This window comes from Cellulomonas sp. (assembly GCF_015234515.1).
Lineage (GTDB): Bacteria > Actinomycetota > Actinomycetes > Actinomycetales > Cellulomonadaceae > Cellulomonas.
In genome coordinates this window covers 551,354-573,239 of record NZ_JADGMY010000023.1, presented here as the reverse complement: position 1 = coordinate 573,239, position 21,886 = coordinate 551,354, and the positions used below count along the sequence as shown (strand labels likewise).

18 protein-coding genes are annotated in these 21,886 nt (G+C 74.6%); 2 read left to right on the top strand and 16 right to left on the bottom strand.

The annotated features are described in order from the left end of the window. Positions 1–90 precede the first annotated feature (90 nt). From IR158_RS11580 to IR158_RS11555, 6 genes are all read right to left on the bottom strand, one after another. Positions 91–720 (bottom strand): polysaccharide deacetylase family protein, encoded by a 630-nt coding sequence (locus tag IR158_RS11580; protein ID WP_291813140.1) that lies wholly within the window; start codon positions 718–720, stop codon positions 91–93. A 162-nt stretch (positions 721–882) separates the two neighbouring features. Further along, positions 883–2,361, bottom strand: coding sequence for a sucrose phosphorylase (gene gtfA, locus IR158_RS11575; protein WP_291813138.1), 1,479 nt, complete (start codon positions 2,359–2,361; stop codon positions 883–885). A gap of 121 nt (positions 2,362–2,482) precedes the next feature. Beyond that, positions 2,483–3,463 carry an alpha/beta hydrolase gene (locus tag IR158_RS11570; RefSeq protein WP_291813136.1) on the bottom strand — a complete coding sequence of 327 codons (981 nt, stop codon included), beginning with the start codon at positions 3,461–3,463 and terminating at the stop codon, positions 2,483–2,485. Continuing rightward, positions 3,460–4,284 (bottom strand): carbohydrate ABC transporter permease, encoded by an 825-nt coding sequence (locus IR158_RS11565; RefSeq protein WP_291813134.1) that lies wholly within the window; start codon positions 4,282–4,284, stop codon positions 3,460–3,462. Before IR158_RS11565 ends, IR158_RS11570 begins: the two co-directional genes overlap by 4 nt. Further along, positions 4,284–5,249, bottom strand: coding sequence for a carbohydrate ABC transporter permease (locus tag IR158_RS11560; protein WP_291813132.1), 966 nt, complete (start codon positions 5,247–5,249; stop codon positions 4,284–4,286). The genes IR158_RS11565 and IR158_RS11560 overlap by 1 nt, the downstream gene beginning before the upstream one ends. Continuing rightward, positions 5,249–6,619, bottom strand: coding sequence for an ABC transporter substrate-binding protein (locus tag IR158_RS11555; protein WP_291813129.1), 1,371 nt, complete (start codon positions 6,617–6,619; stop codon positions 5,249–5,251). Before IR158_RS11555 ends, IR158_RS11560 begins: the two co-directional genes overlap by 1 nt. A 230-nt stretch (positions 6,620–6,849) precedes the next feature. On the opposite strand from IR158_RS11555, the gene IR158_RS11550 reads away from it, so the two are divergent. Continuing rightward, a complete protein-coding gene (locus tag IR158_RS11550) occupies positions 6,850–7,890 on the top strand; it encodes a LacI family DNA-binding transcriptional regulator (protein ID WP_291813127.1) in 1,041 nt (346 codons plus the stop codon). A gap of 14 nt (positions 7,891–7,904) precedes the next feature. On the opposite strand, the gene IR158_RS11545 is transcribed toward IR158_RS11550, so the two are convergent. From IR158_RS11545 to IR158_RS11530, 4 genes are all read right to left on the bottom strand, one after another. Continuing rightward, positions 7,905–8,612, bottom strand: a complete 708-nt coding sequence (locus IR158_RS11545; protein WP_291813125.1) for a hypothetical protein — start codon at positions 8,610–8,612, stop codon at positions 7,905–7,907. Positions 8,613–8,669: 57 nt separating this feature from the next. Then, the gene (locus IR158_RS11540) at positions 8,670–9,287 is read right to left on the bottom strand and encodes a hypothetical protein (RefSeq protein ID WP_291813123.1); all 618 of its coding nucleotides are present in this window, start codon (positions 9,285–9,287) and stop codon (positions 8,670–8,672) included. After that, positions 9,287–11,359 (bottom strand): nuclease-related domain-containing DEAD/DEAH box helicase, encoded by a 2,073-nt coding sequence (locus IR158_RS11535; protein WP_291813121.1) that lies wholly within the window; start codon positions 11,357–11,359, stop codon positions 9,287–9,289. The genes IR158_RS11540 and IR158_RS11535 overlap by 1 nt, the downstream gene beginning before the upstream one ends. 103 nt (positions 11,360–11,462) lie before the next feature. Beyond that, positions 11,463–12,752, bottom strand: coding sequence for an MFS transporter (locus IR158_RS11530; RefSeq protein ID WP_291813119.1), 1,290 nt, complete (start codon positions 12,750–12,752; stop codon positions 11,463–11,465). A gap of 210 nt (positions 12,753–12,962) precedes the next feature. Here IR158_RS11530 and IR158_RS11525 point away from each other — a divergent pair, with 210 nt between their 5' ends. Then, positions 12,963–13,796 carry a hypothetical protein gene (locus tag IR158_RS11525; RefSeq protein WP_291813117.1) on the top strand — a complete coding sequence of 278 codons (834 nt, stop codon included), beginning with the start codon at positions 12,963–12,965 and terminating at the stop codon, positions 13,794–13,796. Between the two features lie 39 nt (positions 13,797–13,835). Here the strand turns inward: IR158_RS11525 and IR158_RS11520 are convergent, their stop codons facing one another. The 6 genes from IR158_RS11520 to IR158_RS11495 form a co-directional block, all read right to left on the bottom strand. After that, complete coding sequence (locus IR158_RS11520) at positions 13,836–15,329, bottom strand: MATE family efflux transporter (RefSeq protein WP_291813114.1); 1,494 nt, start codon at positions 15,327–15,329, stop codon at positions 13,836–13,838. Between the two features lie 304 nt (positions 15,330–15,633). Then, on the bottom strand, positions 15,634–15,915 hold the full coding sequence (locus tag IR158_RS11515) for an isoamylase early set domain-containing protein (protein ID WP_291813112.1): 282 nt from the start codon (positions 15,913–15,915) through the stop codon (positions 15,634–15,636). A gap of 158 nt (positions 15,916–16,073) precedes the next feature. After that, a complete protein-coding gene (locus IR158_RS11510) occupies positions 16,074–17,549 on the bottom strand; it encodes a hypothetical protein (protein WP_291813110.1) in 1,476 nt (491 codons plus the stop codon). Next, the gene (locus tag IR158_RS11505) at positions 17,546–19,708 is read right to left on the bottom strand and encodes a cytochrome c oxidase assembly protein (RefSeq protein ID WP_291813108.1); all 2,163 of its coding nucleotides are present in this window, start codon (positions 19,706–19,708) and stop codon (positions 17,546–17,548) included. Before IR158_RS11505 ends, IR158_RS11510 begins: the two co-directional genes overlap by 4 nt. Positions 19,709–19,728: 20 nt before the next feature. Continuing rightward, entirely contained in the window at positions 19,729–20,448 is a 720-nt protein-coding gene (locus IR158_RS11500; protein ID WP_291813106.1) for a copper resistance CopC family protein, read from the bottom strand. Positions 20,449–20,590: 142 nt separating this feature from the next. Next, a complete protein-coding gene (locus IR158_RS11495) occupies positions 20,591–21,580 on the bottom strand; it encodes a hypothetical protein (RefSeq protein ID WP_291813104.1) in 990 nt (329 codons plus the stop codon). Positions 21,581–21,886 lie beyond the last annotated feature (306 nt).

The following is a 21,886-nucleotide window of genomic DNA, read 5'->3' as shown; positions in this document are numbered from 1 at the left end:
TCCGCTCGGCTACTGCAACATCTACTGTCACATGCGTGTTGCAGTAGGTGTTGCAGTAGGGACCGAGGACGTCTCAGCAGCGACTGACGACTACGTCAGCCGCCCCGCCGCCCGCGGCACCGTGAACGTCCACCCGTCCGCCCGCAGGCGCGGGATCACACGCCGGACGGCCTCGACGGTCGCGCTGCGGTCGCCGCCACCGTCGTGCAGCAGGACGACCCCGCCGGGCTCGATGCCGCCGAGCCGCTCGACGAGCACGTCGGCGGGCGGCGCCGGGTCCCAGTCCTCGACGGCGAGCTGCCAGTCGAGCGTGCGCATGCCGAGCTCGGCGGCGACGACGATCGACTGCCCGTAGTGGCCGAACGGCGCACGGAAGAACGGGACGGGCGCGTCGGGGACGACCGCATGGATGGCGTCGAGCGTGCGCTGCAGGTCGGCGCGGACGGCGTCGGGCGGCAGCTCGCCGAGGTCGTCGTGGCGCCACGAGTGGTTGGCCAGCACGTGCCCGTCGTCGACGATGCGCCGCACGAGGTCCGGGTGCGCCTCGACCTGTACCCCGACCAGGCAGAACACCGCCGGCACCTGCTCGCGCGCCAGCAGGTCGAGCAGGGTCACCGTGTCCGGCGGGTTCGGCCCGTCGTCGAACGTCAGCGCCACGGTCGGCGCCGCGGGGTCGGTGGGCACGTACCGGATGACGTCGCCGAGGCCGGGAGAGTCCATGGCGTCATCCTTCCCCACAGCCCGACCCCCACGGCGCCCCCCGTGTCCGGCACGTGGGCACGTGCATCCGCGACCCCGGGCGGAGGGAAGCCACGCAGGCCCGTGAGCGACGTGAGCCCGGTCTCGCGACCGGCGCGTCCCGGAGATCGGGACGGATGAGGGTCAGGTCGTGAGGTCGCCGTCCGTCAGCACGACCCGCTCGCCGTCGTCGTCCGTCGCGCGGACCTCGAACGAGCCGTCGGCGACGTCGAAGGTCAGCGTCGCCCGGGCGTCGCCCGCCGCGCGCACGAACGTGCCGCGCGTCCCGTCGACGTCCCACGCGAAGTCGCCGCCGAACGCCGGGTGGGACGACCGCAGGCGCAGCCCGGCGAGCTGTCCGCGGACGGCGGGGTGGTCCAGCGCCGCCTCGATCTCGTCGGGCGTGTAGTGGTGCCGGTTGACGTCGCGCCCGACGCCCGTGGCGGCGAGCAGCGCCATGTCGTTGCAGCCCGCGAGCAGCCCGACGTAGTAGACCTGCGGGATCCCGGGGACGAACAGCTGCAGCAGCCGGGCCAGCACGTAGCGCCGGTCGTCGCGCGCCAGGGCGTCGTAGAACGTGCAGTTGACCTGGTAGAGGTCGAGGTTCGACGCGGCCGCACCGGTCGCCAGGCGCGACGTGCCGCCGGAGTTGTCGTGGATCCGCTCGACGAGCGCGTCGATCTTCTCCGGCGCCAGCAGACCCGGCTCGCCGGGACGCAGGTCGGAGGGGCCCACGTCGACGATCCCGATCCCGTCGTGCGTGTCGAGCACGGTGACCGCGTTGGCGGGCCGGATCGCCAGCCACCCGGCCAGCGGCCCCAGGTCACCCGCGGTCAGCGCGTGCAGCACCAGCGGCGGCAGCGCGAAGTCGTAGACCAGGTCGACCTTGCGGGCGATCTCGATCTGCTGGGTGTGGTGCCCGTGCACCTCGACGAGCACCTCGGCGCCCCGCGCCCGCGCCTGCTCGACGATGCGCTCGGTGTACTCGTCGGTCGCGGGCGTCATGAAGCAGTCGGTGCCGGCCTCCTTGCCGGTGTACCCGACGGCGTCCAGCCGCAGCATGGTGACCCCGCCGGACGTCAGGGCGTCGACCACCGAGGTCAGGTACTCCCACGCCTGCGGGGTGCGCAGGTCGATGTCGACCTGGTCGGGCGTGAACGTCGTCCACACCAGGCGCCGCCGCCCACCGAGCGTCATCACCGTGAACGGCAGGCCCGGGCGCGGGCGGTAGATCCGCGCGAGGTCGTCCTCGGACGCGCCGTCCGGGAAGACCGAGCCCATCGTGAGGAACATCGGGGCGTGCGGGGACGCGTCACCGTGCTCGCGCACGTCCCGGAACCGGGCGGACTGCGTCGACACGTGGTTGACGATGACGTCGGCCATGACGTCGCGCCCCTGCGACAGCGCCCGCACGTCCTGCCACGTGCCCAGGCGCGGGTCGACCTGCGTGTGGTCGCGCGGGTCGAAGCCCGCGTCGACGCCGTCGAACGGCGTGTAGAAGGGCAGCACGTGCACGCCGTCGAAGGCACCTGCGAGCGGCCCGTCGAGCAGCACCCGCAGGCCGGGAAGGTCCCCGGCGAGGCGGTCGGCGTAGGTGATCAGCTGGGGGCCACGGTGGGTCACGGTGAGGCTCCGTCGTCGGTGCGGTCGCGCGGGCCGGCAGGTGCCGGGCCGGAGGTGGAGGCCGCGCCGCCCCCGGCAGGGGGGCAGCAGGGGCGACGCGGCGGTCAGGGGCCGGCGGACGTCACGTCCGGTGCCGGGGTGAGGCCGGGGTGAGGCGGTCGAGCAGCCGGGCGAGCCAGCGGGCGCGGGCGTGGCGGGCGTCGCGCGACACCGGCGCGTCGGGCACCAGCCCGTCGAACCCGTGGCAGCCGCCGGGCCACACGTGCAGCTCGGCGTCGCCGCCGTCCGTCCAGATGCGCGCGGCGTACTGCACGCACTCGTCGCGGAACGTCTCCGCGGAGCCGACGTCGACGTACGCCGGCGGCAGCCCGCCCAGCGACGTGGCCCGTGCGGCCGACGCGTACGGCGGGGTGGCCGGGCCGCCGGCCGCCTCGCCGAGGTACGCGGCCCACGCGGTCGCGTTCGCCGTGCGGTCCCACGTGCCGACGCCGGCCATCTGGTGCCCCGACGCGCTGTCGTTGCGGTCGTCGAGCATCGGGCACACGAGCAGCTGCCCCGCCAGTGCCGGGCCGCCGCGGTCGCGCGCCAGCAGCGCGAGCGCCGCCGCGAGGCCGCCACCGGCGCTGATGCCGGTCACGACGACACGCTCGGCGTCGAGGCCCAGGGCCGCGGCGTGCGCCGTGAGCCACACGAGCGCCGCGTACGCGTCCTCGACCGCCGCGGGGTACGGGTGCTCCGGCGCGAGCCGGTAGTCGACCGACGCGACGGCCCAGCCGGGTCCCGCCTGGGCGGCGGCCGCGACGTCGTCGGACACCGTCCCCACGACGAGCCCGCCGCCGTGCAGGTGCAGCAGGACGGGCACCGCACCCTCGACGTCGGGGCGCAGCAGAGCGACGCGCACGTCGCCGTCCGGGCCCGGGGCGGCATGCCACGTGAGCGTCCGGCGGGCGCCGGCGGCGACGTCCTCGAGGACGGGCGGCACGGCCCGCGCCCGCAGCCCGGCGATCTGGTCGGGTGCGAGCGTCGTCACGACGTCGTCCGGCCGGGCCGCCAGGGCTGCGGCGACCGCCGCGTCGAACGGCGGGTGGGTGGGCGGCGTCATCCCTTCAGGGCCCCCTGCATGAGCGCCGAGACGAACTGCCGCTGGAACGCGAGGAACACCAGGAGCGTCGGCGTGAGGATCAGCAGCGAGCCCGCGCACAGCAGCGGGATGTCGGTGCCCCACTGCCCCTGGAACGCACCGAGCGCGCCGGCCATCGTGCGGTTCTTCGGGTCGTCCACCAGCACGACCGCGAGCAGGAACTGGTTCCACGTCCACAGGAACATGAGGATGCCGAGCGACGACAGCGCGGGCCGTGACAGCGGCACGTGCACGCGCGTGAACAGCTTCCACGTGCTCGCGCCGTCGATGCGGGCGGCCTCCGAGAGGTCCGGCGGCATCGTGACGAAGTGCGCGCGCATCCACATGACCGCGAACGGCATGTACAGACCCAGCAGCGGCAGGATGATCGCCCACCGGGTGTTGAGCAGCTGCATGTCCCGCATCTGGTAGTACAGCGGGACGATGATCGCCTGGAACGGCAGCGTCAGCCCGAGCACGAACGTCAGGAAGATCCACCGGTGGCCCGGCGGGCGCAGGTGTCCCAGCGAGAACCCGGCGAGCGTCGCGATGAGCAGCGCCGCGGGCACGACGCCGAGCTCGATGAGGAAGCTCGACCACAGCAGGGCCCACATGTCGGCGGCCTGGAAGGCGTCGACGAAGTTGGACCAGTACGGCGTCTCGGGCCACGCGAGCCCCGAGGGGTAGGTGCCGGGCTTGTGCAGCGCGGTGACGAACAGGCTGATGAACGGCACGATCGTCACGGCCATCAGCAGGATCAGCAGGGCGTGGCCGAGCCACGCCTCACGACGGGAGACGATCATCAGTCCTCCTCCTTCGTCAGACGCTGGATCGGCAGCACGACGGCCAGGACGAGCGCCATGAACACCACGGCCAGCGCCGAGGCCTGACCGACCTCGCGGGAGAAGAACCCGAGGTAGTAGATCTCCAGGCCGGGGACGAGCGTCGAGTTGGCCGGCCCGCCCTGCGTGGAGATGTAGACGATGTCGAACGCGGCGAGCGCCGCGATGACGGTCACGGTGACGCACACGCCGATCTCCTGGCGCACGCTCGGCAGCGTGATCGCGAAGAACTCGCGGATCGCACCGGCACCGTCGATGCGCGCGGCCTCGAACAGGGCCGGGTCGATCTTCGTCATGCCGGACAGCAGCAGCAGCAGGCACAGGCCCAGGGCGACCCAGGCACCGATGACGCCGACGGCACCGAGCGCGGTGCTGGTGTCACCCAGCCAGGCGCGCGTGATCGAGCCCAGGCCGACGGCGCGCATCAGCTCGTTGACCACGCCGTCGGTGGCGAGCATCCACGTCCACATGATGCCCGCGGCGACGAGCGGGATGACCTGCGGCAGGAAGAGCACGGTGCGGGAGACCAGCGCGAGCCGGCTCGCCGCGAACTTGCGGATCGTGGCCGCGGTGAGCAGGCCGAGGATCACCGGGACGAAGCTGAAGTAGATGATCAGCTCGAGGGCGTTGACGATCGAGGCGAGCAGCTCGGGCTTCTCGACCAGGCGGGTGTAGTTCTCCGCCCCGACGAAGGTCGAGGCGCCGACGCCGTTCCAGTCGTAGAAGGAGTACTGCACCGTCAGGACCAGCGGGCGCAGCACGAAGAGCACGTAGAAGAAGGCAGCCGGGACCACGAGGCCGAGAGCGGCCCAGCCCCGGCGCAGGCGCCGCGCCTTGAGAGCGCGGCGCCTGGCCTCGGGGCTGGTCGACGCCGGAGCGGCGACCTCGCGGCGACCGGGTGCAGCGGTCGTCCGCGTCTCGTTCATCAGCCGTTGATCTCGCTCTCGTAGTCGGCCTGGACGGCAGCGAGGAGACCCTCGGCCGTCTGGTCGCCCGCGACGAGCTTCTGCAGGTTCGGCGTCCAGCTCTTGGCGTAGATGGCGCCGGTCGCGTTGGCGATGAACTCCATCGCGCCGTTGTCCTCGGCGATGGTGGCGCCGGCGGACAGGGTCTGACCGGTCACGGACTCGGGGTCGACCTCAGGCATGTAGGCGTCGGCCGGGCCCATGGGGTGCGAGCCACCGATCTCGACGGCGAGCGTGCGGGCGTCGTCGTTCGTGGCGATCCAGTCGAAGAAGAACGCGGCGCACTCCGGGTTCGCAGCCTTGGACGAGATGCCGAAGGTCAGCGGCGCCGACATCGCGCCGACCTTGCCGCCCTCCTCGAGCGGGGGCATGAGGAAGAAGCCGGCCTTGCCCGCCATCTGGGTGTCGAGGTTGCCCGACTCCCAGTCGCCGTTGAAGATGAACAGGCTCTTGCCGTCGATGAACTGGCCCATCATCTGCGAGTAGTCGAGCGAGTTGATGTCCTCGGCGAAGTAGCCGGCGTCGATCCACTTCTTGAGGTGCTCGGCCGCCTTGATGTTGTCCTCGGTGTCGATGCGCGAGCCCGGCTTCTGGAAGGTCCAGTCGTTGATCGGGTCGACCGAGCCGTAGGACGCCATGAGGAGCTGCAGCGGGAACGCCAGGCCACCGGTGGCGCCACCGTTGAACTGGTTGGACGGGGTGATGCCGGCGTCCTTGGCCTTCTGCATCCACTCGTCGAGCTCGGCGAGCGTCTTGGGCGCCTCGGTCATGCCGATCTGGGCGGCGAGCTCGGTGTTGTAGAAGACACCGGTCATCGAGTAGTTCTTGCCCATGGCGTACAGGGGGCCGTTGCCACGGCGGCCGTCCTCGTCGACCCGCATCTGCGCGAGCTGCGAGGCGGGCCACTCGTCCCAGCCGAAGTGCGCCGCGGCCTCGTCGAGGTTGTAGAGCAGGCCGTCGCCGACGAGGTCGGACATCTGCGGCAGGCGCATGAGGTCCGGCGGGTTGTCGGCCAGGACGCGGGGGGCGTTCTGCGTGATGACGGCGAACTGGTCCTCGCGGACGTCGAACGTGACGTTCGGGTACTGCTTCTCGAACTCCTCGAACAGCGCCGCGGAGAGCGGGAAGCCGGTCTCCAGGTACGCGTCGATCGTGACGTCGTCCTCGCCGCAGGTCCAGTCACCCGCGGCGGTCGGGGCGGCGGCGTCGGGAGTCGCGTCGTCGTCCGCGTTGCTGCCGGGGGCGCTGCAGGCGGTGAGTGCGAGGATGCTCGCGAGGAACACGGACGAGGCCGCCGCTGCGTTGCGGGACCTTCCAGTCGATCGAGACACCGGTGTCTCCTTCTCGTCGATCCGGGGCCCGGGGGGCTCGGGCCCGTTGCTAAATCGTCTTAGCACGGCCATGCTCGCCAGTGGCCGCCTCCGGTGTCAAGCCAGGTCAGGTCACGAACTCGTGACGACGCGACGACGCGCGGGGACGACCCGGACAGATGTCCAGCAACAGGTCGCGGTGCCGGACCGCAGGCCGGACGCCCCTAGGATGCGCAGCGACGGAAGGACCGATGGTGACCCGACGTGTGACGCTCGCTGACGTGGCCCGCGCCGCCGGGGTCTCGTCGACGACTGCCTCGCTGGTGCTGTCCGGCCGCGGCTCCGAGCTGCGGATCTCCCAGGCCGTGCAGGAGCGCGTGCGTGACGCGTCGGCCGAGCTGGGGTACCGGCCCAACATCGTGTCCGTCGGGCTGCGCAAGGGCACCACGCGCACCCTCGGCCTCGTCTCCGACACGGTCGCGACGGGCCAGATGGCGGGCGACATGATCAAGGGCGCGATCGAGGCCGCCCGTGACCACGGCTACATGCTGTTCATCGGCGAGACCGAGGGCGACCCCGCGATCGAGAGTGCCCTCATCGACGCGATGCTCGACCGGCGCGTCGACGGCATCGTGCTCACGTCGATGTTCACGCGCACGCGGGCCGTGCCGGCCGCCCTCGGGCGCCTGCCCACGGTGCTGCTCAACACCCTGCCCGCGGGACCGACGCGCGCGCCCGCCGTCGTGCCCGACGAGGTCGAGGCGGGCCGTGCCGCCGCACGCCTGCTGCTCGACGCCGGCCACCGCGACATCCACCTCGTCGGGGCGGGCCCCGATGCCGACGACGTGCCACCCGACACGGTCGCGGGCGTCGAGCGTCTCGCCGGCATCCGCGAGGTGCTGCACGCGGCGGGCCTCGAGCCCGCGTCGAGCCGCCTGTGCGACGACTGGACGCCGCCGCAGGGCTGGGCCGCGACCCACGACCTGCTCGCGCACCACCCCCGGCCGCGCGCCGTCATCTGCTTCAACGACCGCCTCGCGTTCGGCACGTACCAGGCGCTGCAGGAGAGCGGCCTGCGCATCCCGGACGACGTGTCCGTCGTGTCCTTCGACAACTACCCGATGGCGGACTGGCTGCGACCGGGCGTGTCGTCGTTCGCGATCCCGCACGAGGCGCTCGGGCGTCGCGCTGTGGAGCTGCTGCTCGCCGAGGTCGCCGGCACCCCCGCCGTGCCCGAGGTGCACCGCCTTCCGGTGCCGCTGGTCGCCCGCGGGTCGGTCGCCCGGGCATGACGGCGCCCGGCGCGTCAGCCCGCGTCGGTGACGTGGCGGGCGTCGAGCGGTGCGCCGGCCCCCCGGGCGGCCTGCCGTGCCCGCGCGCGCAGCACCCACCACACCACGCCGCCGACGATCGCACCGAACCCCGCTGCGACGAGACCGAGGACGACGAACACCCCGAGGACCGTCCCCCAGATCGCGCCGAAGAACGGGGCGAACGGCTTGTCGAGGGTCACGGCGACCCACGCGTCGGGGACACCGGCGGACGGTACGGCCATCGCGTACGTGCCCGTCTCCGGCGCAGTGAACGCACCGACGGTCGCGGCGACCCGACCGCCCACGCCCGTGGTCATGTTGACGCCCGGCGACCCGGCGGCCTCGACCACGGTCCCCGACGGCGCGAGGAACAGCACGGCCTCGTCGAGGTCGGGGCGCTCGTCGTCGCCCAGTGAGCTCCGCGGCACGGTGAGGTACACGGCGTACCGCTCCCCCGCGACCAGGTCCACGCTCGTCGATCCCGGCGCGTCGGCGGACGCCAGGACGGCTGGGCCCGGTCCCCCCTCGGACGTCAGCACGTCGCTGCGCACGGCCGAGGCGAACCCGCCGACGGTCGCGATCGTGGCCACCGCGGCGCCGACGAGCACGAGCACCCCGACCACGGTCAGGACCACCGGTCCGACGAGGGACGTCCGGCGAGCGAACGGGGCAGGGGCGGGGACCTGTTGCGGGACGCTCACGGTGCCGAACGTACCGCGCGGCCCGGTACCGGCGGGGCCGGACGAGGCTACCGCGGCCTAGAGCAGGCGCCGCGAGCGGGACGCCCTCCGCAGCGCGGGGACCCCGCTCACCAGGCACGCCACAGCGACCACCGCCCCGCCCATCGCCACGAACAGCAGGACCATCCGCAGCCCGGTGCCCGCACCCGAGCGGGTCGGAGCGATCCCGACCCAGGAGCCGGGGACGTCCGCCGTGGGCACCATGAGGGTGTACGTCCCGGCCTCGGGCGCCGTGACCAGCGCGATGGCGTGCTCCTGCCACCCGAGCACGCGCGAACGGTACGTACCGGGTGCGGCGAGCTCCACGTTCGCACCGGACGGCGCGACGAGGGTCGCGTCGCCGTCGAGCTGCGGGAGGCCCTCTGGGCGCACGCGAGCGGCGAGGTGCAGGTGGTACGTCACGCCGGCTTCGAGCGTGACGGTCGTCGTCCCCGGCGCACGCACCGACGCCAGCACCGAGCCCCCCGGTCCGCCCGTCGGCGAGATCAGCGGCAGGCTCTCCGGGGAGGAAGCCGCGCCCACCGCGAGCGCCACGCAGGCGCCGACTGCCACGACGCCTGCCAGCACCCCGAGCGCCAGCGTCCGCACTGCGTGGACCACGTCGAACGCCTGGAGCGCGCGCAGGACGACGCCCATCAGATCGACGCCACCCACAGTCCGTCGCGCGCCCGCGTCATCGCGACGTACAGCTCGCGCAGCCGGAAGTCGCGGCGCTCGCGGTCCACGTCGTCGAGCTCGTCGAGCTTCTCCGTGACCCACGACGCGTACAGGTCGACGACGAGCACCTGCTTGAACTCCAGGCCCTTGGCGCGCTTGACCGTGCCGACCTTCACCCGGTTGACGGGCACGCCGTCGTACTTCTCGAGGTTGACGACGGGCACGCCCGCCTTCTTCAGCGCCTCGGTCGCGGCGTCCATGCCGCGGCGCGACAGCGACAGCACGGCGACGTCACCGAAGTTGGTGCCGACCTCGGCGACCACCTCGTGCACGCGCTGGACCATGCGGCGCTGCCGGTCGGCCTCGCCGGCGCAGCGCACGTACACCGGCTTGGGCCCGGTGCGCGGCACCTGCGTGGGCCGGTCGCCGCGTGCGCTCGTCCCCTCGATGTCGGCGAACACGTCGTCCTTGACCAGCAGGGACGCGAACTGCAGGATCTCGCGCGTGTTGCGGTAGTTGACGTCGAGGACCGTCCCGCGCCCCGCGACGGACACACCCGCCTCGGCGAGCGTGAACCCGCCCGGGTAGATCGTCTGCTGACCGTCACCGACGAGCGTCAGACCGTCGGGCGCGTCACCGACGAACGCGTGCAGCATGCGGATCATCACGCACGTGAGGTCCTGCGCCTCGTCGACGACGACCGCGGTGTACCGGTCGGTCGGCGGCTCGCGCCGCAGCTCGGCCTCCGCCAGGGAGATCTGGTCGGCGAAGTCGTGCACGCCACGGTCCCGCAGCTCCGCCTCGTACGCCTCGTACAGGTTCCACACGACGCGCCGCTGCTGCGGGCCGAGCCGGTGGCGGCGGCCGAGGCGCGGCAGGTCCGCGTACTGCTCCCAGCGCGTCAGGCCACGTCCCTTGATGACGTAGCTGACCTCGTCGTGCCAGTACTCCTGCTCGTGGCGGTCCGTGTCGATGATGCTGCCGCCCGCGACCTTGCCCCACGCGGCCGTCCACGCCGACGCGATCTGCCGGCCGTCGATCCGGTGGGTGACGCCGCGCTCGTCGAGGATGCGCTTGGCGGTCTCGTGCACCCCGGCGAACTCGACGCGGTCGACGACGTCGGGGGCCAGGCGTGTCAGGAGCTGGCGCAGGACGTCGGGCAGCGTGCGGATGTACGTCGTGACCAGGACCTTGCCCTGCCGGGTGCGCGCCAGGTAGGCCGCCCGGTGCAGCCCGACGACCGTCTTGCCGGTGCCCGCGGCACCGCGGATCCGCGCCGGGCCGTTGTACGAGCGCCGCACGATCCGCGCCTGCGCGGGGTGCAGGAACGCCATCCACTCCTCGACGGGCTCGGCCATGAGGCCCTCGAGCATCGCCTGCTGCACCTCGGCGTCGCTGAGCAGCGGCACCGGGCCGCGGGGCGCCGGCAGGACCGGCTCCGGCAGCGTCGTGCTCACGGGCGCGGGGGCGCCCACGTGGGTGAACCACTCGAGGCACCGCGCGAGCACCGCGTCGACCTGACGCGGTCCCAGCCGCGAGCCGCGGCGCGCGATCTGCCGCAGCACGTCCTTGTCGCCCAGCACGTGCACGGGCCCGACACGCTCGTCGACGCCGGAGCGGCCCGCCAGGACGGCCACGGCGTGCACCTCGCCGGGCGCCAGCCCGACCTCCGCGAGCTCGGCCTCGGTGCGGTACGCGAGGTCGGCGAGCGTCATGAGGTCGTCGGTGACGTCCTCCTGACCACGGTGGATGCGGTCCCCGGCGATGGTGACGTCGGCCCAGGCCTTGGTGTCGACGATGAACACGCCCCCGGGCCCGACGACGACCATGTCGACCTGCGCGCGGCGGCTGCCCGGCCACTGCCGGTCGGCGAGCAGGTGGTAGCCGGCGGCGGCGAGCGGCGCGAGCGCGGCAGCGGTGCGCTGCTCGGTCGCCGACGCGACGCCGTAGCGCGACGCCGTCGCCCGCGCGTCGACCGCGGCCTTCTCGTGCGCGGCCGCGAGGGCGAGCTGTCGGCTCGCCTCCTGCGCCGCGGAATCCCCTGCAGCCATGCGTCGTCGTTCCTCCCGCTGTCGGACTCCCCTGTATCGGCGCCGAGGGGCTCCGTCATGAGGTCACGGCGGCGGGACCACCCTGACGTGTCGGAAGGGTGCGTCAGGGGGTCGCGGACGTGGGTGCCGGCACACGCACGGCCAGCCGCGGCACGATCGCCATGGCCGGCACCAGCAGCAGCGCGGGCACCAGGAAGGCCGGGCCGAGCCCGGTCACCTCGGACAGCAGGCCGATCACGACGGCACCGAGCAGGGCGCCCGCGTAGTTGAAGAGGTTGATCCGGGCCACGACGTCGTCGAGCCGTGCGGGCGCGAGCTCGCCCGCCGCCGAGAACGCGAGCGGCACGAGGGTCCCGGCGCCGATGCCCGCGAGCGCGAACCCGACCACGGCGGCGCCCGGGCTGGGCACGAGCGCGACGACGAACAGCCCGACGGCGGCGACGGCACCCGTGGGTGCCGCGACGCGCACGCGGCCGTAGCGCCGGACCAGCGGGTCGCCCGCGAGTCGCGCGAGGAGCACCGCGCCCTGGTAGGCGGCGTAGCCGAGAGGCGCGACGGCCCCCGACGCGCGGAGGTCGTCGTGCAGGTACACCGTGCTCCAGCTGCTGACGGCGGAGTCGACGACGAACGCGACGGCGACCAGCGCACCGAAGAGCCAGATGCCGGCGCGCGGCAGGGGGGTGCGCGCGGGCTCGGCGGGGGTGTCCGGGGCGTCGGGCGGGGCCACGCCCGTGCGCGCCCCGGGCAGGATGCCGTCGGTGTGGTGCGCGCCGCCGGTGTGCGCGTCGGAGGGCACGGCCTGGTGCTGCGGGGCGCCGGGACCCGTCGTGCTCGGCAGGAGCGACGGCCGCACGACGAGCGCGACGGTGGCGGCCACGACGACCGCGACGAGCAGGGCCGCCACGGCACCGGTCGTGGTGCCGAACCTCGCGAGCCCCGACTGCGTGAGGGCCGCGAGGATCGCCGCGACGGTCAGGCACGCGAAGAGCGTGGAGAGGATGGAGCGACCGACGCGGTGCTGCAGCGCGACGCCCTGCATGTTGGTCGACGCGTCGACCATCCCGAGCCCCAGGGCGAACACCACGAACGACGCGACCAGCGGCGGCACCGACGTCGCGGCGGCGACGGACGCCAGCCCGAGCGCCTGGGCCAGCAGGCCGACGACGACGCCCGTGCGGCTCGACCAGCGGCGCGCGACCCGCTCCGCGGTCACCGAGCCGCCGGCCGCCAGCAGGGCGCCCATCAGCAGGACCAGCGCGATCGTGTCGTCCTCGATGCCGGTGCGGGCCTTCAGGCCCGGCAGCGCGGTGACGACGGTCGCGTACCCGAAGCCCTGCGCCGCGTAGGCGGCGCCCACCGCCACCTGCGCGCGTCTGACGGCAGCATCCTGCATCGGTCCCCCTTGTCCCGGGTGCCTGCCTACGGCACGGACGTGACCCTACGACGTGCGCGCGTCCGGCGCGCGTGATTCGACGACGACGTGTGGCCCGGCGTGGACCGCCCGGCCGGACCCTCAGGTCGGACCGCGGACGGGCCGATACCGAGGCATGAGGTCGAGGTGAGCATCGGCAACGAGCCGACCGCCACGCGTCAGGGTTCGCCCGTGACGCGGACGGGCGCGCGCCGCGGCCTGCCGTCGTGGGCGCGGCAGCGGGCCGCGCCCGCCGCACCCGCGGCCCGGGCCGTGACGGCGGTGCTCCGCGGCCTCGAGCCGGGCGGCTGGACCGTGGCGGACGGCTGGACGGTGGCGGACGACGTGCCCGACCGGCTCCCGGACCACGCGGGCCCCGACCATGCCGTGGTGGGACCGGCCGGTGTCGTGGTCGTGGGGCCCGGCGGGGTCGTCGTCGTGGACGTCCGGTCCCGGCCGGGCCACCCGGAGCGCCCCGACGCGACCGGACGCGCGGTCGCCGGTCACGCGGCGGACGCCGCACGGGCCGCCGCGGTCGTCGCGACCCTCCTCGCACCGCGTCATCGCACGGCCGTGCGGATGCTGGTCTGCCTCACGGACCCCGCGCCGGCGACGCCCGCCGTGGTCGAGGGCGTCCCCGTCGTCGGCGTCGGCGACCTCGCGGCGCACCTGCGGGCACTGCCCGCGCGCCTCCACCCCGCCGACGCGGCCGGCCTCGCGGAGCACCTCGCCGTCCACCTCGGCGGGTCGCGACGCCCCGACGTGCTGACCACGGCGGCGCTCGAGACCGACGCCCGTGCCGCGCGACGCCGCGTGGTGCGCCCGGTCGTGTCCGGCCGCCCGGCCGCGGCACCCGAGCGCCACGCCGTCGACCACCCGCGCGCCCACCTTCTGCGCGCCGACCTGCGCACCGACCGCGGCGGTGGGCGCCTCGGGGCCCTTGCCGCCGCGCTGCGGGCGGGGGCCGTCGTGAGCGGGGCGTGGCTCGCCTGGGTGCTCACCGCGGCGCCGCTCGGGCTGGCCTGACCACCGCCCGGCCGATGTGGCGGGGCGGTCGCACGGGCCTCAGTGCGCGGTGCGCTCGCGGAGCTCGTGCAGGGCGTCGTCGAGCCCGTCCGGCTCCGTCCGCTGCTGCGGCACGACGGCGTCGACGACCATGGAACCCTCGGACGGCCCCCCGATCGCGACCGGGTCCGGGGTGGCCTCGACCCGTGACATCGGTGCGATGGGCTCGAGCGCCAACCGGCGGTGCGCCCGGACGTAGGCGGGGATGAGCCCGGCGACGGCTCCGAGCCACGCGAGCGGGTTGCCCCACACGACGCCCTCGAACCCGTAGGCCGCGCCCAGCACGACCGCCGCACCGACCCGCATGACGAGCTCGACGAGCCCGGTGACGGTCGGCACCATCGTGTGCCCGAGTCCCTGCAGCGCACCGCGCAGCACCATCAGCACACCGAGCACCACGTACAGCGCACCGTTGACGACGAGCAGGTACGTCGCCAGCTCCACGACGTGCTGCTCGCCGTCGCCGACGAAGAGCCCGACCAGGTGGCTCCCGAAGGCGATCAGCACGGCACCGAGGAAGACCGACGCGGCGACCGCCATCCACACGCCCTGCACCACACCGGCCCGGATGCGGTCGGGACGGCCGCCGCCCAGGTTCTGTGCGACGAACATCGACATGGCCAGGCCCAGCGACGAGAGCAGCGTGACGGCGAGCATGTCGACCCGCCCGGCCGTCGTGTACGCGGCCACGGCCTCCGGACCGAGCGCGTTGAGGCGGACCTGCACCGCGAGCCCCCCGATCGCGATGATCGACGCCTGGAATCCCATGGGCAGACCGAGGTGCAGGTGACGGCTGATGTCGGCGCGCGACACGCGCCAGTCCTCGCGTCGCACGTGCAGCACGGGAAGGCGGCGCCACACGTACAGCAGGCACAGCGCGACGGCGATGGCCTGGGACGCGACGGTCGCCAGGGCGGCACCCCCGACTCCCGTGCCCAGGCCGCCCACGAGCCCGACGACGAGCCCGATGTTGATGACGCAGCTGACGGTGAGGAACACCAGGGGCGTGCGGGAGTCGCCGATAGCCCGGATCACCGAGGACAGGAAGTTGAAGAACATGGTCGCCGCAGCACCGAGGAAGCTGATGACGGCGAACGTCGTCGCCTCGGGCAGCAGCTCCTCCGGCGTGCGCAGCATGCGCAGCGCCGGCTCGGCGAGCAACGGCGCACCGACGGACAGCACCACGGTGATGAACCCGGTCAGGATGGCACCGGTGGCCACCGAGCGGCGTACCGCCGCATAGTCGCCGGCGCCGAAGGCCTGGGCCGTCGGGATCGCGAAACCGGAGGTCGTGCCCCAGGCGAACCCGATGAGCAGGAACAGCAGGCTGCCGGTGGCGCCCACGGCCGCGAGGGACTCGATGCCCAGGACGCGCCCGACGACGATCGCGTCGACGAAGTGGTAGAGCTGCTGGACGACGTTGCCGATGAGCAGCGGCACCGCGAACGTCGCGATGACGCGCCACGGGCGACCGGTGGTGAGGGCTTTCGACATGACGGTGGAACTCCGCGCTGGTGGGGCTGGGTGAAGGGGCGCGGTGGTCGGTGCCGTGTCGCGTCAGGGCCCTATCGTATCGATACGATCGCGCGTGACCAGGGGTAGTCGATGCGGTCTGCGTCTCTTCCGGGTCGCGCCACGAGCCCGTGCGACGCGTGCGGCACGGCCACCCCACGGGGACCCCAAGAGCACGCCTGGCCTTCATGGGCGCCCGTCCAAGAACCGGCCCCGGAGCGCCCCTGCTGCGGACCGCGCCCGGCCCGCAGCAGGGGCAGGCTTGACGGATGTGACGTGCGACGCGTCACGCGCGGACGAGCGAGCCCTCCGGCGTGATCTCGTCGGCGTCCGCGTCGTCGAACCAGCGGCCGTGCGTCCCGAGGTACCGGAACCGCACGGTCGAGCCGGCAGGGACGACGACGGACGCGCTCGCGGTGCCGTTGGACCGGCGACGCAGCGGGTGGACGCCGGGCGTCCAGTCGTTGAACGTCCCGACGACGCTGACGGGACCGTCGAGCACGGTCGAGGGCAGCGCGAACGTCAGGGTGCAGGTGGCGGACTTCGCGGAACGGGACTTCTTCAGCACAGGTGGGATCCACTTCGCTCGACCGGGTGACACCGACGGGTGCATGGTGGCGCGGTCATGTTTCGGGCAGGGGGGCGACACGGTGACCTGCGTGTCACAGCTCGGTGTCGGGCGGTGCCTGGTCCGCGTCCGCGTCGGCACGGGCGAGCCGTCAGCCGTCAGGGCGACGCGTACGCCGTGAACGTCGTGCCGGCCGGCAGGTCCTGGAAGAACGTCGCGTCGAACGGGGCGTCGCCACCCGCCGGCAGCTGCTCGGCGTACCCGCGCGCCGCCGCGACCGTCCGGCCGTCGCCCGCGGTCGCCACCACGACGACCATCGCCCCGTCCAGGTCCTCCTCGAACGTGCTCGACACCGTCCCCTCGACGGTCGCGCCGCCCCAGGACTCGGCACGGGACGTGAGCTCCCCGACGGTGAGCGCGCCGATCCCCGGGGCGTGCGCGACCCGCTGCGCCACGGGCAGCCGGACGTCGACGCGGTCCGGTGCCATGTCCCCCAGGTCGCGGAACCGGCCGGTCACGGCGACCTCGCCCGGCACCGCGTGGACGTACTGCCAGTCCGCCGCGATGAGCGTCCCGTCGGCGCCGAGCGCCTCGACCGACAGCTGCGCGGACTCGAAGCGGTGCTCGGGGTTCGGGTTGTCGATCACGACGACGTACCACCAGTTGCCCGGCTCGTCGGGCTCCGGGCCGAAGGCCACCTCGCCCACCGTCAACGGCTCCCAGGGCGGCACGACGGCCTCACCGTCGGCTGCCTCGCCACCGGCGGTGCCGCCGTCGGCCGGGCCGTCGTCGGCCGCGTCGTCGTCGGCCGGGTCGTCGTCGGCCGCAGCGTCGGACGGGCCGTCGACCAGCACCTCGCCGCCGCGGCCCTCGCTCGAGGTCGTCGCGACCACGGCGTACGAGACCTGCGCGACGACGGTGACGACGACCGTGATGATCCCGAGCGCGATGCCCGCAGCCGCACGCCCGGACGACGAGGGCACCGGGCCGCGCCGGCCGCGGGACCTCGCGCGGGCTCCTGCCACGATCGCCGCGATGCCCAGCGGCAGCGCGAGCAGGCCGACGAGCGGCACCCACGCCAGGACGAGCGCGACGAGGCCCAGGACGAGCGCAGCTGTCCCGGGCCGCGTCCCGGGCACGGCCCCGGGGCCGCCGTGGACCGGTGCCGGCCCGGCGGTGGGCGTGCCGTGCGGCGGCGGAGCGCCGTAGGGCGAGGGCGCCCCGTACGGGGAGGGCGCGCCGTGCGGGGTCGACGCGCCGTACGGCGAAGGCGTCCCGTACGGCGGAGGCGTCCCGTAGGGGGACGGGGCCGCGGGCGGCGCGGACGCACCGGGGGCGCCGGCGTCGTGGGCACGGGCGTCGTGGGGACGGGCGTCGTCGTGACGGGCGTCGTCACCGCCGTCGTCAGGCAGTCGCACGGCGTACGGGTCGGTGAGCCCCTGGGCCGTCGACCCCGTCGCGGCCACGCTCGTGCCGTATAGCGGTGCGGCGCCGCCGTGGCCGCCCGGCAGCGTGCCGACGGGCGCCTGCGGGACGCTCGGCGGAGCGAACGGCTCCACCGCTCGCTCCGCGTCGGCCGGCGGGGGCGGTGGCGGCGGCACCGGGCCGGGCGCCGTCGGGTCCTCGGTGCTCATGCCGTTCCTCCGGTGCGCGGCGCGTCCTGGTCCGCCAGCCGGCTCAGCATCGCGTTGTACTCGTCCATCTCGTCGTCGCCGTCGCGGTCGACCCGGCGGTCCCGACGACGTGCCGTGCGCTCGTCGTCGCGCGTCCACTGCACGGCCACGACGATCGCCAGCGCGAGCGTCGGGATCTCCCCGATGCCCCACGCGATCGACCCGCCGAGCTGCTGGTCCCGGATGGCCGACGGGCCCCACGGCCGGCCCGTCAGGCCGAACCAGTCGGCCACGAGCAGCCCCTCGCCGCCGACCAGCGCCACGCCGAAGAACGCGTGGAACGCCATGGTCGCGAACAGCAGCAGCAGCCGCATCGGGTACGGCGGGCGGGTCGGCCCCGGGTCGACGCCCGCGAGCGCGTTGACGAACAGGTACCCCGCGAGCGTGAAGTGCACGACCATCGCCAGGTGACCCACCTGGGTCCGCAGCGACCACTCGAACAGCCCGGAGTAGTAGAACAGCACCATCGACCCGGCGAAGTTCACGGCCGCGACCAGCGGGTTCGCGAAGAACCGGCCGACGTGGCTGTGCACGAGCGTCAGGACCCACTCGCGCGGACCGCGCGACACGTCGCCGCGCAGCGTCGTGGCCCGCGCGGGCACCGCGCGCAGCAGCAGCGTCACGGGTGCCGACAGCGCGAGGAACAGCGGCACCACCATGACGAGCACCATGTGCTGGATCATGTGCGCGCTGAACAGGAGGTGCCCGTAGACGGACGGCCCGCCGGACGTCGTCCACGCGAACAGCAGCATGCCGACGACCCAGGACGCCGTGCGCAGCCAGGGCCACGCGTCACCGCGGCGCCGCAGCCGCCAGACCCAGCGCAGGTAGACGACGATCCCCGCGGCCGCCGCGCACGCCAGGAGCACGTCCCAGCGCCACTCGGTGAGCCAGCGCAGCGTCGTCGGCTCGGGCGGCAGGGGGTGACCGGTCAGGACGTAGGCGGGAGAGGTGTCCGCCGCGGCGGCCTCCGGTACCGGCGGCGGTGACGAGCCCAGCGCGACGGCCACACCCGAGACGGCCCCCATGACCGCGAGCTCGACCAGCACCACGCGCCAGAACAGCGCGCCGCCGCGCGGCCCGGACAGTCGTGGGATCGTCGCGCGCCGGTGCGCCAGGCCGAGCAGGGCGAGGGCACCGAACAGCAGGATCTTGACGATCAGCAGCACGCCGTAGCGCGTCTGCAGGCCGTCCCACCCGCCGAGCCGCACCACGCTGTTCACGACGCCGCTGATCGCGACGCCGGCGACGCACCAGCCCGCGACCACGGAGTAGCGCGCGACCGCGGGCACGACGTCGGTGCCGAGCCTGCCGACCAGGACCGCGAGCGCCCCGAGCGCCCCGATCCAGACCGCGGCGCTCTCCAGGTGCAGCACCATCGCGGACGTCGCGAGGTCGTGGCTCGCCGCACCGGCCGCGTGGCCCGTCTGCCCGAGCTGCCACAGCGCGACCAGCGACAGCGCCGCGGCCCACGCGGCGCCCGTGGGCGTCGCGACGACCAGTGCGAGCGCCGTGACGACCGCGGCCACCGTCGTCACCGACAGCAGCGTGCGCCCCAGGTCGATCTGCGTGACGAACACCGCGAGCTCGTCACCGAACGACGGCGCCGTCGGCGAGGCCCCGGCGACCGACGCGTACGCCAGGACGAGGTGCACGACCGACAGCACCGTCCACGCACCGGCGGCGACACCCGCCAGGACGAGGCTGCGGGAGTACGCCGAGCCGTCGGCGGCCGGGGCCCGGCCGGTGGCGGCGACCGGCGCGTCCTCGGTGTCCGACGTGGGGGCGACGCCTGTCGTGGCGACCGTGTCCGACGGGGGGGCGGTCTCTGTCGTGGCGGCCGTGTCCGACGCACCCACGCGGGCCGGTGCGACGCGTGCGGGTGCCCGACGCGGCAGGACGCACACCGCGAGCAGCAGCGCGCCCACCGTCAGCGACGCCGCGAGCTCGGTGAGGGTCTCCACCGCCGGCAGCCCCCACCGCACGAGCGCCCCGGGGTCACCGATCGCCACCGCGGCGGTCACGCCGGTGAACGCGACGCCGACGAGGACGGCGACGGTCCCCGTCGCCGCGAGCACGCCGAGCGCGCCACGCCGTACCAGGGTCACCGACTCGTCCACGCGGACAGCCTAGGCGTGCGTCACGCGCCGGTGGACGGCCCGTCACCCGAGGGACCCGTCGCGGTCCCGCCCGCAGCGGTGCCGCCCAGCCCGGTGCGTCGGCGCACGGCCAGCAGGGCGACCGTGGCACCGGCGGCGAGCGTCGCGACCGCGAGCACGACCCACACCCACGGTGACGTGCCCTCCTCGTCGAGGGGGCCCTCGACGGCGGTCATCGTCGTCTCGTCCATCGGTGCCGCCTCGGTCGTCGGCGCCTCCGACGGGGGTGCGGCCTCGGTGGCCTCGGTCGGCTCGGCGGGCTCGGCCGACGCGGTCGGTGCGGCAGGCTCGTCGGCCCCGGCGGCTGCAATCGCGGTGAACGCGAGGCTCCCGGTGAGCGGGTGCCCGTCGGCCGACGTGACGCGCCAGTCCACGGTGTAGGCACCGGCAGGCAGCGTGGCGACGAGCGGCTGCACCACGGACACGTCGACGAGCTGCACGGGCCCGTCGCTGACGACGGCACCGTCCGGACCGGTCACGACGACCTGGGTCCCGAGCTCCATCGCCGGCTGGTCGAACGTCAGCGTGACCTGGGCGGGCGCGGTCTCGACGGTCGACCCGTCCGCCGGGTCCGTCGCCCGCAGGCTGTTGTGCGCGGCGGCCGGCGGCGCGGCCAGGACGGCGACGAGCAGCACGAGTGCGGCGAGGGCTCCGCTCCGACGCGCGACGCGCGCGCGGACGGTCGGGACGACGCGGGACACGATGACCACCTTCCAGCAGGGACGACAGCGCCCCGATCCCATCACGCGGGCCCGGGCAGGGACGAATCGGGTGCGCGGTGGTTCGCTCGCCGCGGGGGCGCGTGCGGGCCGCCCGGGGGCAGCGGGACCGGTCGCGCAGGTCTCACGCCAGGGCCACCGCGCGCGGACCACCGCGACGACGGTGCACGGGCAGGGCGAGCGTCGTCGCGGCGAGCGCAGCGGTGAGGAGCAGGGTGACCCCGACGGCGACCCGACCATCCGTGCGCGCGACGGGATCGTCGACTCCGGCACCGTCGGCTCCGGCACCGTCGGCTCCAGCAGGGTCCGCAGCGGCACCGTCGGCTCCGGCACCATCGGCTCCAGCACCGTCGGCTCCAGCACCATCGGCTCCAGCACCGTCGGCTCCAGCACCGTCGGCTCCAGCACCATCGACTCCGGACCCATCGACTCCGGACCCATCGACTCCGGCACCATCGACTCCGGCACCATCGGCTGTTGCCGGCGCGTCCGCTGCGGCCGCGGCTGCGCGGTCGGCCGCCGCGACGAGGGACGCGACGGTGTGCGCGGCGTGCGGGTCGGCCGGGTCGAGGCCTGCCGCCTCGAGCGTCGCGGCGTCGAGTCCGGCCGCGACGAGAGCGTCGAGGTCCCAGCCCGCCGCGCGCACGGCGTCGAGGTCGACCCCCGCCGCCCGGAGCGACGCGAGGTCGACGGCGAACGCGCCGTCACCGGCTCCGTCCTGCGTCGCGCTCGTGCCCGCACTCGCACCCGTGCCTGCGCCCGTCCCCCCAGCCTCCTGCGCCGGTGCGGCACCGTGACCGGCGTGGGGGTCGACGGGCACGGCACCCGGCGGGACCGCGAGCATCGCCAGCACGGGGTGGAGGGCCACGGCCAGGACCGCGGCAGCCAGGACGGCGACGGCGCGGGTGCTGGTCCCGTCGGCGGTGCGGGCGCCGAGCACCCCCGCGACGAGCACGAGTGCGCCGATCGCGCCGAGCACGGCGGGTCCGGGCACGTGACCGCCCGCCAGGCAGTGGCCGACGACGGCACCCGTGAGCACGGCTGCGCTCAGACCGGCCCCGCGCGCGAGCACCGCCGGGGTCCGGCCCGCGCGGGTCCTCCCGTCGGCCGGCATCAGCAGAACATCGCCCGGGCCGCGGCACGGGTCCAGCCACTGAATCGCTTCAGTCACCCCACCGCGCGCGACCGCACCACCGAGGCCCCTACCTCACGCCCGCGGCGGGCCCCGCACCTCAACCCCGCGGCAGGCCCCGCACCTCATCCCCGCGGCGGGCCCCGCACCTCATCCGCGCGGCATGCCCCCGACCCCGCCCCTGACCGGCCCCGGCTGCGACCCGGCCCCGGCCGCTACCCCGGCCGATCACCGTCGTCGTCGCAGGCTGCCGACGGTGGGCCGTCCGATCCGTGGGATCCGGCCCTC

Excerpts from the sequence above, each read along its gene's own strand:
- IR158_RS11580 (WP_291813140.1), bottom strand. The coding sequence starts at position 720 with ATGGACTCTCCCGGCCTCGGCGACGTCATCCGGTACGTGCCCACCGAC.
- IR158_RS11570 (WP_291813136.1), bottom strand. The coding sequence starts at position 3,463 with ATGACGCCGCCCACCCACCCGCCGTTCGACGCGGCGGTCGCCGCAGCC.
- IR158_RS11565 (WP_291813134.1), bottom strand. The coding sequence starts at position 4,284 with ATGATCGTCTCCCGTCGTGAGGCGTGGCTCGGCCACGCCCTGCTGATC.
- IR158_RS11560 (WP_291813132.1), bottom strand. The coding sequence starts at position 5,249 with ATGAACGAGACGCGGACGACCGCTGCACCCGGTCGCCGCGAGGTCGCC.
- IR158_RS11550 (WP_291813127.1), top strand. The coding sequence starts at position 6,850 with ATGGTGACCCGACGTGTGACGCTCGCTGACGTGGCCCGCGCCGCCGGG.
- IR158_RS11540 (WP_291813123.1), bottom strand. The coding sequence starts at position 9,287 with ATGGGCGTCGTCCTGCGCGCGCTCCAGGCGTTCGACGTGGTCCACGCA.
- IR158_RS11535 (WP_291813121.1), bottom strand. The coding sequence starts at position 11,359 with ATGGCTGCAGGGGATTCCGCGGCGCAGGAGGCGAGCCGACAGCTCGCC.
- IR158_RS11530 (WP_291813119.1), bottom strand. The coding sequence starts at position 12,752 with ATGCAGGATGCTGCCGTCAGACGCGCGCAGGTGGCGGTGGGCGCCGCC.
- IR158_RS11520 (WP_291813114.1), bottom strand. The coding sequence starts at position 15,329 with ATGTCGAAAGCCCTCACCACCGGTCGCCCGTGGCGCGTCATCGCGACG.
- IR158_RS11510 (WP_291813110.1), bottom strand. The coding sequence starts at position 17,549 with ATGAGCACCGAGGACCCGACGGCGCCCGGCCCGGTGCCGCCGCCACCG.
- IR158_RS11495 (WP_291813104.1), bottom strand. The coding sequence starts at position 21,580 with ATGCCGGCCGACGGGAGGACCCGCGCGGGCCGGACCCCGGCGGTGCTC.